Source organism: Micromonospora purpureochromogenes, assembly GCF_900091515.1.
Taxonomy (GTDB): Bacteria; Actinomycetota; Actinomycetes; order Mycobacteriales; family Micromonosporaceae; genus Micromonospora; species Micromonospora purpureochromogenes.
This window is the reverse complement of the sequence record NZ_LT607410.1, coordinates 4,842,959-4,855,547: the sequence shown is the minus strand read 5'-3', so window position 1 is coordinate 4,855,547 and position 12,589 is coordinate 4,842,959. Positions and strand designations below refer to the sequence as shown.

The following is a 12,589-nucleotide window of genomic DNA, read 5'->3' as shown; positions in this document are numbered from 1 at the left end:
ACGCCCACCACGCCGCCCCGGGCCCCGCCCGGTCGTCCCGGCTCGTGGGATTGTCCGGCCTTGCCGCGTTGTCCGGGCTTGCGGGTCGTCTCGCCTTGCCGGGTCGTCCGGCCTTGCCGCTCGTGCGGGCCGCAGGCCGGCACGGCGTGGTCCCAGCTGAGGGCGACCACGCCGTGCCGTCGAGCGTCAGGCCAGGCCGGCCCGGCGCAGCGCCTCGGCCATCGCGTCGTTCACCGGGGCCGGCGCGGAGCCGCCACGGCCCTGCCGCGGCTGTGGTCCGCCCCGCGACCCGCCGCGCGCGCCGCCGCGCTCACCGCGCTGCCCGCCGCGTCCGTCACCGCCCCCGCGTCCGTCACCGCCCCCGCGTCCGTCGCCGCCCCCGCGTCCGTCACCGCCCCCGCGTCCGTCAGCGCCCCCGCGCCGGTCACCACCGCCGCGCCCGTCGGCGCCGGGGCGTGCCTCGGCGCCGGCCCGCTGGCCGCGGGCGTCGGAGCCGGTCCGCCCGCCCTGCTCGCCGCGCGCCCCGCCCCGCTCCCGGCGCCCGCCCTCCGCCGAGGCCGACGGGCGACCGGCGCTGCCGGCGGCGTCCTCGTCCAGCCGGAGGGTGAGCGAGATGCGCTTGCGGGGCACGTCCACGTCGAGCACCTTGACCCGGACGACGTCGCCGGACTTGACCACGTCCCGGGGGTCCTTGACGAAGGTGTGGGACATCGCCGACACGTGCACCAGGCCGTCCTGGTGGACGCCGACGTCGACGAACGCGCCGAACGCCGCGACGTTGGTGACCACGCCCTCCAGCAGCATCCCCGGGGTCAGGTCGCTGATCTTCTCCACCCCCTCGGCGAAGGTGGCGGTGCGGAACTCCGGCCGCGGGTCGCGGCCCGGCTTCTCCAGCTCGGCGAGGATGTCGGTGACGGTGGGCAGGCCGAACTTCTCGTCGACGAAGTCGGTGGCCCGCAGCCCGCGCAGGATGTTGCTCTTCCCGATCAGCGAGCGCAGGTCCTGCCCGGTGCTGGCGAGGATCCGCCGCACCACCGGGTACGCCTCGGGGTGCACGCCGGAGGAGTCCAGCGGGTCGTCGCCGCCGGGGATGCGCAGGAAGCCGGCGCACTGCTCGAACGCCTTCGGGCCGAGCCGGGGCACCTTCTTCAGCTCCACGCGGGACCGGAACGGGCCGTTGGCGTCGCGGTGCAGCACGATGTTCTCCGCCAGGCCGGCGCCGATACCGGAGACCCGGGTCAGCAGCGGCGCGGAGGCGGTGTTGACGTCCACCCCGACCGCGTTGACGCAGTCCTCGACCACCGCGTCCAGTGAGCGGGAGAGCTTCACCTCGGACAGGTCGTGCTGGTACTGCCCGACGCCGATCGAGCGCGGGTCGATCTTGACCAGCTCGGCGAGCGGGTCCTGGAGGCGGCGGGCGATGGAGACCGCGCCGCGCAGCGACACGTCCAGCCCGGGCAGCTCCTGGGAGGCGTACGCGGAGGCGGAGTAGACCGACGCGCCGGCCTCGGAGACCACCACCTTGGTGAGGTTGAGCTGCGGGTACCGCTTGATCAGGTCACCGGCGAGCTTGTCGGTCTCCCGGCTGGCGGTGCCGTTGCCGATGGCGACCAGCTCGACGTCGTGCGCCCCGGCGAGCCTCGCCAGGGTCTCGATCGAGGCGTCCCACTGCCGGCGCGGCTCGTGCGGGTAGATGGTGTCGGTGGCGACCACCTTGCCGGTGGCGTCGACCACCGCGACCTTGACGCCGGTGCGCAGGCCCGGGTCCAGGCCCATCGTCGCGCGGGTGCCGGCGGGCGCGGCGAGCAGCAGGTCACGCAGGTTGGTGGCGAAGACCCGGACGGCCTCCTCCTCCGCCGCCTGCCACAGCCGCATCCGCAGGTCCGCGCCGAGGTGGATGAGGATCCGGGTACGCCAGGCCCAGCGCACCGTGTCGGCGAGCCACTTGTCGGCGGGCCGCCCCTGGTCGCTGATCCCGAACCGGCCGGCGATCGCCGCCTCGTACCGGCTCGGGCCGGTGACCACGGCGTCGCTGTCGCCCTCGGCCTCCGGGGCCATGGTCAGGTCGAGCACGCCCTCCTTCTCGCCCCGGAACATCGCCAGGATCCGGTGCGAGGGCAGCTTGGTGTACGGCTCGGCGAAGTCGAAGTAGTCGGCGAACTTGGCGCCGGCGGCCTCCTGGCCGTCGCGTACCCGGGAGACCAGCCGGCCCCGCGACCACATCTGCTCGCGCAGGGTGCCGATCAGGTCGGCGTCCTCGCCGAAGCGCTCGATCAGGATGGCCCGGGCGCCCTCCAGCGCGGCGGCGGCGTCGGCCACGCCCCGGTCGGCGTCGACGAAGCCGGCGGCCGTCTCGCGCGGGTCCCGCGACGGGTCGGCGAGCAGGGTGTCCGCGAGCTGCTCCAGCCCGGCCTCGCGGGCGATCTGCGCCCGGGTCCGCCGCTTGGGCTTGTACGGCAGGTAGATGTCCTCCAGCCGGGACTTCGAGTCGGCCGCCATGAGCTGCGCTTCCAGGGCCTCGTCGAGCTTGCCCTGGCCGCGGATCGACTCCAGCACCGCGGCCCGCCGGTCGTCCAGCTCACGCAGGTACCGCAGCCGCTCCTCGAGGGTGCGCAGCTGCGCGTCGTCGAGCAGGCCGGTGGCCTCCTTGCGGTAGCGGGCGATGAACGGCACGGTGGCGCCGCCGTCGAGCAGCTCCACGGCCGCCCGCACCTGACGCTCCGCGACGCCGAGCTCGTCGGCGATCCGCTGATGAACTGACTGGGTCACGATCTTGATCCGCCTTCGCTGTGGGTTCCGTGCTGCATTCTGCCGCCCGCCCCCGACGCCGCTCGCCATACCCGCCGGACGCGCCTGCGCTAGCGTTGCGATCATGGAACAACCAGCGGATCCGCGGGCCCGCCGGCTCTTCGGCGGCAGCGCCCGGGCGCTCGGCGACCTGGCCGCCAGCCCGTTCCGGGCCGACCGGGACCGGATCGTCGGCTCGCCGTTCTTCGCCCGGCTCAACGGCGTCACCCAGGTGATCAGCCCGGGCGGGTCCGGCCTGCTGGTGCACAACCGGCTCACCCACAGCCTGAAGGTCGCCCAGGTGGCCCGGGCGATCGCCGAGCGACTCACCGCCGACCCGGCGCACCGGCGGCTCCTGGACGAGCTCGGCGGCTGCGACCCGGACGTGGTCGAGGCCGCCGCGCTCGCCCACGATCTCGGCCACCCGCCGTTCGGGCACCTGGGGGAGCGGGTGCTGGACCGGCTGGCCCGGCAGCGGCTCGGCCTGCCCGACGGCTTCGAGGGCAACGCGCAGTCGTACCGGATCGTCACCAGCACCGAGATCCGGGGCGCGGCCACCACCGGGCTCGACCTGACCGCCGCGGTCCGCGCGGCCCTGCTGAAGTACCCGTGGACCCGGCTGGACCATCCGGACCCGCACCCGCGGCACCTCACCCCGGCGCCCCGCGGCGCGGCCGCCCCGCCCGACGACCCGGAGAGCGGGTCGGCGAAGTTCGGCGCGTACCGGACCGAGCTGGCCGACCTGCGGCAGGCCCGGGAGCCGTTCGCCGGCCGGATCGCCGACTGGCAGCAGACCGTCGAGGCCTCGGTGATGGACACCGCCGACGACATCGCGTACGCGATCCACGACGTCGAGGACTTCTACCGGGTGGGGGTGCTCCAGCAGGGGGCGGTGGCCGCCGAGCTGATGGCCTGGCAGCGGGAGGGCGGTCACCTGCGCGCGGTCACCGACGCGGCGCTGACCGGCGCGGCCCGCCGGCCCGGCTCGGCGATCGAGCGGCTGCGCCGCCAGCTGCACCGCAAGGACGGCTGGATCGCCGACGACGACGCCTTCGCCGCCGCCGTCGAGCACGTCCGCCAGGAACTGGTCGAGGGCCTGCTGGCGATGCCCTTCGACGGTTCGATCGAGGCCGAGCAGTACGTGGCCCGCTTCTCCGCCCGCTGGACCACCCGGTTCGTGGACGCGATCACCGTGGTCCGCGAGCCGTCGGTGCGCTCCGGGCACGTGCTGCTCGCCCCGGCCCAGTGGCACGAGGTGCAGGTCCTCAAGTTCGTCCACCACCGGTTCGTGCTGGCCCGCCCCGACCTGGCCCTGCACCAGCGGGGCCAGGCCCGGCTGCTGGGCACCCTGGTCGAGGCGCTGTGGGAGTGGCTGCTCGACCCGGAGGAGGAGTCCCGGCTGCCGCGCCGGCTGCACGACCTGGTCGAGCTGGCCGAGGCGGAGCTGCACCCACGTACGGCGGACCGGATCGGCCGGGCCCGGGGTCGGGCCATCGTCGACTTCGTCGCCCAGCTCACCGACGGCCAGGCCGTCGCCATGCTGGACGCCCTCTCCGGTCGCTCCGGTGCCCTCTGGACGGACGCCTTCGTACTCTGACCGCCGGCCCCGCGCGTCGGGACCGCCGTGCGCCGGCCGGCGGGCCGGCACCGGCGGGTACGTCAGGCGACCGCCTGCCACCAGCCGTCCACCGGCGGCGGGTCGTCGACCACCACCCGCTCGCCGGGGCGGGGCACCGCCAGCCGCACGTCGCGCGCCTTGGCCTCGGCCCAGAGCCGGTCCACCGGCTCGGACCAGTCGTGCAGGGCCAGGTTGAACGTCGCCCAGTGCACCGGGAGGAAGAGCCCACCGCGCAGGTCGAGGTGGGCCGAGACGGCCTCCTCGGGGAACATGTGGATGGCCGGCCACGCCCGGTCGTACGCGCCGATCTGCATCAGGGTGACGTCGAACGGCCCGTGCTCCGCGCCGATCTCGGCGTACCCGTCGAAGTAGCCGGAGTCGCCGGTGTAGAAGACCTTGCGGTGCGCGCCGGCGACCACCCAGGAGCTCCAGAGGGTGCCGTCGCGGCGCAGCCCCCGGCCGGAGAAGTGCTGGGCGGCGGTGGCGATGATCTCCAGCCCACCCACCCGGTGCCGCTCCGACCAGTCCAGCTCGACGATCCGCTCGGCCGGCACGCCCCACCGGTCGAGGTGGGCGCCGACGCCCAGCGGCACCAGGAACGGCGCGGACTGCCGCCGGGTCAGCTCCTGCACGGTGGCCATGTCGAGGTGGTCGTAGTGGTCGTGGGAGATCAGGATGGCGTCGACCGGGGGCAGGTCGGCCAGGCGTACCGGGGGCTGGTGCAGCCGCTTCGGCCCGACCGTGGCGGACGGGGAGCAGCGGTCGCTCCACACCGGGTCGATCAGGACCTTCCGCCCCTCGATCTCGATCAGCGCGGAGGCATGGCCGTACCAGACGATGTTGAGTTCGCGCTCGACGTCGGTGGCGGGCGGGGATGTCGGGGGCAGCAGCGGGACCGGGGCGCTGGGGCGTCGGCGTTGCTTGCCGAAGATCAGCTCCCAGACCAGGTTCCGACCCGGGTCACCGGTGGTCATCGTCCGGGTCGCGGCCCGGTTGTGGAAGGTGCCGTCGCGGAACTGGGGGGAGCGGGCGGCCCGTTCCGCCCGGGCCCCGGTCAGCCGCCCGCCCAGCGCCGCCGGCACGTCCCGCGCCGCCCAGGCCAGGCCGGCCACCGCGGCCATCCCCGTCATCCGCCACAGCCGCCCGCCGAGTGCCCGGTCGAGTTCCCGGTCCGCTGGTGCCCGCATCGCCACGTCCCCTCCGCCGTCTCCCGAGTACACGGTAGCCACCGCGTCACCCCCGCGCCGAGCCGCCGCCACACCTCACGCCCAACCCCTCGCACCCGCGCACCCACGCACCCACGCACCCACGCACCCGCGCACTTTCAGAGAAAGCGTGGCTATTCCGCGCTTCATAGCCACGCTTTCTCTGAAAGTGCGGCCAGAGAAGGGCGCGGCGGGGACGCGGCGTGGTCGGGGAGGTGGGGGCGGGGGCGGGGTGGGGTGGTCAGCGGAGGCGGCGGAGGGCGGCGGCGCCGGCGGTGAGGGCCGAGGTGGCGGTGTCGCCCACGGACCGGGCCAGGCGGGGGAGGTCGGGCAGCCAGCCGCCGCGGACGGCCTCGCCGGCCGGGTTGGGGGCGAACACCGCACCCTCGTGCGGCGGCACCTGCCGGTCGGTCAGCCCGCCCCAGCGCATCAGCGGCCCGACCAGCGCGTCGTAGACGCCGGGCAGCATCGTGAAGCCGGTCCGCATGATCAGGTTGAGCCGGCCCACCGAGATCTCCCGGCGGGGCCGGTCGGCGCAGTCGACGATCGCCCGGGCCACCCGTTGCGGGGTGGTGATCGGCAGCGGCGGTCGGCCCATCCGGCCCAGGTAGTTGGCGGCCTGCTGGTAGACCGGAGTGTCCACGCTGCCGGGGGTGACCAGGCAGACGTACACCCCGGGCAGCTCCCGCGACTCCTGCTGCAACGTCCGGGCCAGGCCGTGCAGGCCCCACTTGCTGGTGACGTAGCCGCTCATGTAGGGCGCGGTGATGTGCCCGAGCACCGAGCCGGTGAGGATCAGGGTGCCGCCGCCGGCGGCCTTGAACTGCCGCAGCGCGACCCGGGCCACCCCGGCGGAGGCGAGCAGGTCGGTCCGCACCACCTGGTCGAAGACCTCCGCCGGGATCTCCTCGAAGCGCCCGTACGCCATCACCGCCGCGGTGTGCACCCAGACGTCGATCCGGCCGAACTCCCGCAGCGCCGCCTCCGCCAGGGCGTCGACCGCGCCCGGGGCGGTCACGTCGGTGGGCACCTCCCGTACCTCGGCGCCGGCGTCGCGGCACTCGCGGCGTACCTCGGCGAGGGTGGCGGGGGAGCGGGCGGCGAGGACGAGTCGGTCCCCGCGCCCGGCGAACTTCCGGGCGGCCGCCCGGCCGATGCCGCTGGTCGCCCCGGTGACCACCACCACCCGGCTCACGGTGCGAGCACGACCTTGACGCAGCCGTCCTGCTTCTTCTGGAACATCTCGTACGCCTGTGGCGCCCGCGCCAGCGGCACCCGGTGGGTACGCAGGTCCTCCACACCCAGCGGGTCGTCGTCGCCGGAGAGCAGCGGCATGATCTCGTCGGTCCAGCGGCGCACGTGGCACTGCCCCATCCGCAGCTGGATGCCCCGGTCGAACATCTCCATCAGCGGCAGCGGGTCCACCTCGCCGCCGTACACGCCGGAGATGGAGACGGTGCCGCCCCGGCGGACCGCCTTGAGCGCGGCCTTGAGCACCACCAGCCGGTCGACGCCGACCTTGTCGGTCATCGTCTGGGCGAGCTTGTCCGGCAGCAGCCCGGCGGCGGTCTGGGCCAGCTTGCCCGCGGTGGCGCCGTGCGCCTCCATGCCGACCGCGTCGATCACCGCGTCCGGGCCGCGCCCGTCGACCAGGTCGATCAGGGTGGCCGGCACGTCATCGAGCTCACTGACGTCGAGGGTCTCGATGCCGTGCCGGCGGGCCATCTCCAGCCGCTCCGGCACCAGGTCCAGCCCGATCACCCGCTCGGCGCCCAGGTGCCGGCCGATCCGGGCGCAGAACTGGCCCACCGGCCCCAGCCCGAAGACGGCGAGGGTGCCGCCGGGCGGGGTGTCGGCGTACTTCACCGCCTGCCAGGCGGTGGGCAGGATGTCGCTGAGGTAGAGGTAGCGCTCGTCCGGGCCGGTCTCCGGGATCTTCACCGGGCCGAACTGGGCGTACGGGACCCGCAGGTACTCGGCCTGGCCGCCGGGGACGGAACCGTAGAGCGAGGTGTAGCCGAACAGCGACGCGCCCTTTCCCTCGGAGGTGACCTGGGTGGTCTCGCACTGGGCGTAGAGCTGCCGCCGGCACATCCAGCAGTCGCCGCAGGAGATGTTGAACGGGACGACCACCCGGTCACCCGGCTTGAGCCGGGTCACGCCCGGGCCGACCTCCTCGACGATGCCCATCGGCTCGTGCCCGAGGATGTCGCCGGGCTTCAGGTACGGCCCGAGCACCTCGTACAGGTGCAGGTCGGAGCCGCAGATCGCGGTGGAGGTGATCCGGACGATCGCGTCCGTGGGCTCCTCGATCCGCGGGTCGGGTACCTCCTCCACCCGGACGTCACGCTTGCCGTGCCAGGTCAGTGCCTTCATGCCTGTCGTCCCCTCTCGGTGCCGTCCATGGGACTGCTACCCCGAGTGGGCGGCTTGAACCGGCGGGCCGCCCGGGCCGGCGCCGGGCGCTGCTTTCCCGCCGTACCCCCGGGAAAACGCCGACCGCCGCACCCCCGGCGGGGATGCGGCGGTCGGTGCGTGCCGGGCGGGCGGACCCGCGTCGCGGTCAGGAGCCGGGGGTGCCGGCGCCCTTGGTGGTGGCCTTCAGGTAGTCGCGGTTGAGCCGGCCGATGGTGTTCAGCGGGATGCCCTTCGGGCAGACCACGGTGCACTCACCGGCGTTGGTGCAGCCGCCGAAGCCGGCCTCGTCGTGCGCGTCGACCATGCCGATCACCCGGGTGTAGCGCTCCGGCTGGCCCTGCGGCAGCAGCGAGAGCTGGGTGAGCTTGGCGGCGGTGAAGAGCATGCCGGAGCCGTTGGGGCAGGCCGCGACGCAGGCGCCGCAGCCGATGCAGGCGGCCGACTCGAAGGCGGCGTCCGCGTTGGCCTTGGCCACCGGCGTGGAGTGCGCCTCGGGGGCGCTGCCGGTCGGGGCGGTGATGTACCCGCCGGCGGCGATGATCTTGTCGAAGGCGCTCCGGTTGACCACCAGGTCCTTGATGACCGGGAAGGCGCGGGCCCGCCACGGCTCGATGTCGATCGTCTCGCCGTCGGAGAACTGCCGCATGTGCAGCTGGCAGGCGGTGGTGCCACGCTGGGGGCCGTGCGCGTCGCCGTTGATCATCAGACCGCACATGCCGCAGATGCCCTCGCGGCAGTCGTGGTCGAACGCGACCGGCTCCTCGCCGGCGAGGATGAGTCGCTCGTTGAGAACGTCGAGCATCTCCAGGAACGACATGTCCGGGGAGACGTCGTCGACCTGGTAGGTCACCATCCGACCCTTGTCCTCAGGGCCGGACTGGCGCCAGATGCGCAGGGTCAGGTTCACTTGTAGCTCCGCTGCGTCGGGTGGACGTATTCGAACTTCAGGTCTTCCTTGTGCAGCACGACCGGCTCACCGGTGCCGGTGTACTCCCAGGCCGCCACGTAGGCGAACCGGTCGTCGTCGCGCTGCGCCTCGCCGTCCGGGGTCTGGTGCTCGGCCCGGAAGTGGCCGCCGCAGGACTCCTCGCGGTGCAGGGCGTCGATGCACATCAGCTCGGCCAGCTCGAAGAAGTCGGCCACCCGGCCGGCCTTCTCCAGCGACTGGTTGAGCCCCTCGCCGTCGCCCGGCACCCGCACCCGCTGCCAGAACTCGTCCCGCAGCGTGCGGATCTCGTCGATGGCCTTGCGCAGCCCGGCCTCGCTGCGCTCCATGCCGCAGTGCTCCCACATGATCTGGCCCAGCTCCCGGTGGAACGAGTCCACGGTCCGGTCGCCGTTGACCGCCAGCAGCCGGGTGATCCGGTCCTCGACGTCGCGGCGGGCCGCGATCGCCTCGGGGTGGCTGGCGTCGACCTTCTCCAGCGCGCCGGTGGCCAGGTAGTGGGCGATCGTGCTGGGCAGCACGAAGTAGCCGTCGGCAAGGCCCTGCATCAGCGCCGAGGCGCCGAGCCGGTTCGCGCCGTGGTCGGAGAAGTTCGCCTCACCGATCACGAACAGACCCGGGATGGTCGACTGGAGGTCGTAGTCGACCCAGAGGCCGCCCATCGTGTAGTGCACGGCGGGGTAGATCCGCATCGGGACCTCGTACGGGTCCTCGCCGGTGATCCGCTCGTACATCTCGAAGAGGTTGCCGTACTTGGCCTCGATCGCCTTGCGGCCCAGCCGGTTGATGGCGTCGGCGAAGTCGAGGTAGACGCCGAGCTTCGTCGGGCCGACGCCCCGGCCCTCGTCGCAGACGTTCTTCGCGGCGCGGGAGGCGATGTCGCGGGGGACCAGGTTGCCGAAGGACGGGTAGATCCGCTCCAGGTAGTAGTCCCGCTCGTCCTCGGGGATGTCCCGCGGCGCGCGGTCGTCGCCCTTGGCCTTCGGCACCCAGACCCGGCCGTCGTTGCGCAGCGACTCGCTCATCAGGGTCAGCTTCGACTGGTGGTCGCCGGAGACCGGGATGCAGGTCGGGTGGATCTGCGTGTAGCAGGGGTTGGCGAAGTACGCGCCCTTGCGGTGCGCCCGCCAGGTGGCGGTGACGTTGCAGCCCTTGGCGTTGGTGGAGAGGTAGAAGACGTTGCCGTAGCCGCCGGAGGCGAGCACCACCGCGTCGGCCATCTCGGTGCTGATCTCGCCGGTGACCAGGTCCCGGACGACGATGCCCCGGGCCTTGCCGTCCACGAGGACCAGCTCCAGCATCTCGTGCCGGGCGTTCATCTCCACGTTGCCCAGGCCGATCTGCCGCTCGAGCGCCTGGTACGCCCCGAGCAGCAGCTGCTGGCCCGTCTGGCCCCGCGCGTAGAAGGTCCGCTGCACCTGCGCGCCGCCGAAGGAGCGGGTGTCGAGCAGGCCGCCGTACTCGCGGGCGAACGGCACACCCTGCGCCACGCACTGGTCGATGATGTTGACCGAGACCTCGGCCAGCCGGTGCACGTTCGACTCCCGCGAGCGGAAGTCGCCGCCCTTGACGGTGTCGTAGAAGAGCCGGTGCACCGAGTCGCCGTCGTTGCGGTAGTTCTTGGCGGCGTTGATGCCGCCCTGCGCGGCGATCGAGTGGGCCCGCCGCGGGCTGTCCTGGTAGCAGTAGGACTTGACCCGGTAGCCCTGCTCGGCCAGCGTCGCCGCGGCGGAGCCGCCGGCCAGCCCGGTGCCCACCACGATCACGGTCATCTTCCGGCGGTTGGCCGGGTTGACCAGCTTGGCCTCGAAGCGGCGTGTCTCCCAGCGCTTCTCGACCGGGCCCTCGGGTGCCTTCGTGTCGGCGATCGGGTCGCCCTCGATGAAGAGATCCATGGTCAGGACACCAATCCGGTGAGTACGGCGAACGGGACCACCAGGTAGCCGGCGCAGAGGCCGACCGCGACGACCAGCGCGATCGCCCGGTTGCGACGCTCACCCTTCGGCGTCTGCTGGCCCAGGCTGCGCAGCGCGCTGAAGATGCCGTGCCGCAGGTGGAAACCGACGGTGACGATCGCCAGGGTGTAGAAGAGCGTGACGTACCAGCGCTCCGGCGCGAAGTCCGTGACCACGTTGCCGTACGGGTTGCCGGCGTCGCCCTGAGGGTTCAGGTGACCGGTGGTCAGGTCCAGGATGTGGTAGATCACGAAGAGCAGGATGATCACCCCACCCCAGCGCATCGTGCGGGCGGCGTAGCTGCCCTGGATCTTCTTGCGGTGGGCGTACTTCACCGGGCGGGCGGCGCGGGCGCGCCGGGCCAGCACGGTGGCCGCCACGATGTGCGCCACCACGGCGCCGGTGAGCACGGCGCGCTGGATCCACAGGTACCAGGTGTGGGGCAGCAGCGGCGTGCCGATGTCCCGCAGCCAGTGGGCGTAGTGGTCGAACGACGTCTCGCCGGTGAAGATCTTCAGGTTCCCCAGCATGTGGACGACGAGGAAGAGCACCAGGAGGATGCCCGTCACCGCCATGACGGCCTTCAGGCCGACGTTCGAGCGGATGGGCGACCGAGTTTTCGTGATTACCACCCGACCGACGCTAGGAGGACTTTGATCAGTCGTCCAATGCATCGACCTCGCAGTCTTGATAGCCATAAGCTATGTAGATGCAGCTCCATCAGCTCAAGTACTTCGTGGCGGTCGCAGAAGTACGACATTTCACCCAAGCCGCCGACCTCGTCGGCATAACCCAGCCCTCACTGAGTAAGCAAATTCACGCCCTGGAGACCGACCTGGGGGCCCCGCTCTTCGAACGGGTAAGGGGCAACATCGCCCTCACCGCTGCCGGCGAGGTGCTGCTGCCGTTGGCCAAGCGGATCCTCGCCGACGTCGACACCGCCACCCGCGAGGTGCAGGAGCTGGTCGGCCTGCGCCGGGGCCGGGTCCGCCTCGGCGCCACCCCCAGCCTGGCCACCTCGCTCGCCCCGCCGGTGCTGCGCCGGTTCCGCGACGCGCACCCCACCGTGGACCTGCGGGTGGAGGAGGGCGGCTCCCAGGACCTGGTCCGTGACCTGCTGCGCGGCGACCTCGACCTGGCGCTGATCATCATGCCGGCCCAGGGCGCCGACCCGGGGCTGCGCGCCGACCCGATCCTGCGGGAGAGCCTCGTCGTCGCGTCGGTGGACCCGCTGCCCGCCGCCCGGGACAACGGTCAGCTGCGCATCACCGACCTGCGTGATCAGCCCCTGGTGATGTTCCGCGAGGGCTACGACCTGCGCGACGCCACCATCCAGGCCTGCCGGGAGGCCGGCTTCGAGCCGACCATCTCGGTCGACGGCGGCGAGATGGACGCCGTGCTCAGCTTCGTCGAGGCCGGGCTCGGTATCGCCCTGGTGCCCGGCATCGTGGTCGCCCGGCGGGCCGGCGTCCGGGTCACCCGGCTCGCCCCGCCCGGCGTACGGCGGACCATCGCGGTGGCCCGCCGCCGGGACGTGGTGCCCACCCACGCCGGTCGGGAGCTGCGCCGGATACTGCTCGACTACGTGCACGACGCCACCGCCGCCGACGAGCTGCCGCCGGGGGTGGAGCCGCTCTAGTTCCCGCCGGCGCTGCGGTCG

The 12,589-nt window shown here is 73.1% G+C and carries 9 protein-coding genes; 2 read left to right on the top strand and 7 right to left on the bottom strand.

The window, feature by feature from the left end; all coding sequences use genetic code 11:
- Nucleotides 1-186: 186 nt before the first annotated feature.
- Entirely contained in the window at nucleotides 187-2,769 is a 2,583-nt protein-coding gene (locus GA0074696_RS22395) for a Tex family protein (RefSeq protein ID WP_088962923.1), read from the bottom strand.
- A 103-nt stretch (nucleotides 2,770-2,872) separates the two neighbouring features.
- Between GA0074696_RS22395 and GA0074696_RS22390 the strand changes: the two genes are divergently transcribed.
- Nucleotides 2,873-4,384 (top strand): deoxyguanosinetriphosphate triphosphohydrolase family protein, encoded by a 1,512-nt coding sequence (locus GA0074696_RS22390; protein WP_088962922.1) that lies wholly within the window; start codon nucleotides 2,873-2,875, stop codon nucleotides 4,382-4,384.
- A 62-nt stretch (nucleotides 4,385-4,446) separates the two neighbouring features.
- Here GA0074696_RS22390 and GA0074696_RS22385 read toward each other — a convergent pair whose 3' ends face one another.
- From GA0074696_RS22385 to GA0074696_RS22360, 6 genes are all read right to left on the bottom strand, one after another.
- Nucleotides 4,447-5,592, bottom strand: coding sequence for an MBL fold metallo-hydrolase (locus GA0074696_RS22385; protein WP_088964723.1), 1,146 nt, complete (start codon nucleotides 5,590-5,592; stop codon nucleotides 4,447-4,449).
- Between the two features lie 259 nt (nucleotides 5,593-5,851).
- Entirely contained in the window at nucleotides 5,852-6,805 is a 954-nt protein-coding gene (locus tag GA0074696_RS22380; protein ID WP_088962921.1) for an SDR family NAD(P)-dependent oxidoreductase, read from the bottom strand.
- Nucleotides 6,802-7,986, bottom strand: a complete 1,185-nt coding sequence (locus tag GA0074696_RS22375; protein WP_088962920.1) for a zinc-dependent alcohol dehydrogenase — start codon at nucleotides 7,984-7,986, stop codon at nucleotides 6,802-6,804. The genes GA0074696_RS22380 and GA0074696_RS22375 overlap by 4 nt, the downstream gene beginning before the upstream one ends.
- Nucleotides 7,987-8,173: 187 nt before the next feature.
- The gene (locus tag GA0074696_RS22370; protein WP_088962919.1) at nucleotides 8,174-8,935 is read right to left on the bottom strand and encodes a succinate dehydrogenase/fumarate reductase iron-sulfur subunit; all 762 of its coding nucleotides are present in this window, start codon (nucleotides 8,933-8,935) and stop codon (nucleotides 8,174-8,176) included.
- Nucleotides 8,932-10,869: a fumarate reductase/succinate dehydrogenase flavoprotein subunit gene (locus tag GA0074696_RS22365; RefSeq protein WP_088962918.1), complete on the bottom strand. Its 1,938-nt coding sequence runs from the start codon at nucleotides 10,867-10,869 to the stop codon at nucleotides 8,932-8,934. The genes GA0074696_RS22370 and GA0074696_RS22365 overlap by 4 nt, the downstream gene beginning before the upstream one ends.
- Before the next feature lie 2 nt (nucleotides 10,870-10,871).
- Nucleotides 10,872-11,603 carry a succinate dehydrogenase cytochrome b subunit gene (locus GA0074696_RS22360; RefSeq protein ID WP_088962917.1) on the bottom strand — a complete coding sequence of 244 codons (732 nt, stop codon included), beginning with the start codon at nucleotides 11,601-11,603 and terminating at the stop codon, nucleotides 10,872-10,874.
- A gap of 35 nt (nucleotides 11,604-11,638) precedes the next feature.
- Here GA0074696_RS22360 and GA0074696_RS22355 point away from each other — a divergent pair, with 35 nt between their 5' ends.
- Nucleotides 11,639-12,568, top strand: coding sequence for a LysR family transcriptional regulator (locus GA0074696_RS22355; protein ID WP_088962916.1), 930 nt, complete (start codon nucleotides 11,639-11,641; stop codon nucleotides 12,566-12,568).
- Nucleotides 12,569-12,589 lie beyond the last annotated feature (21 nt).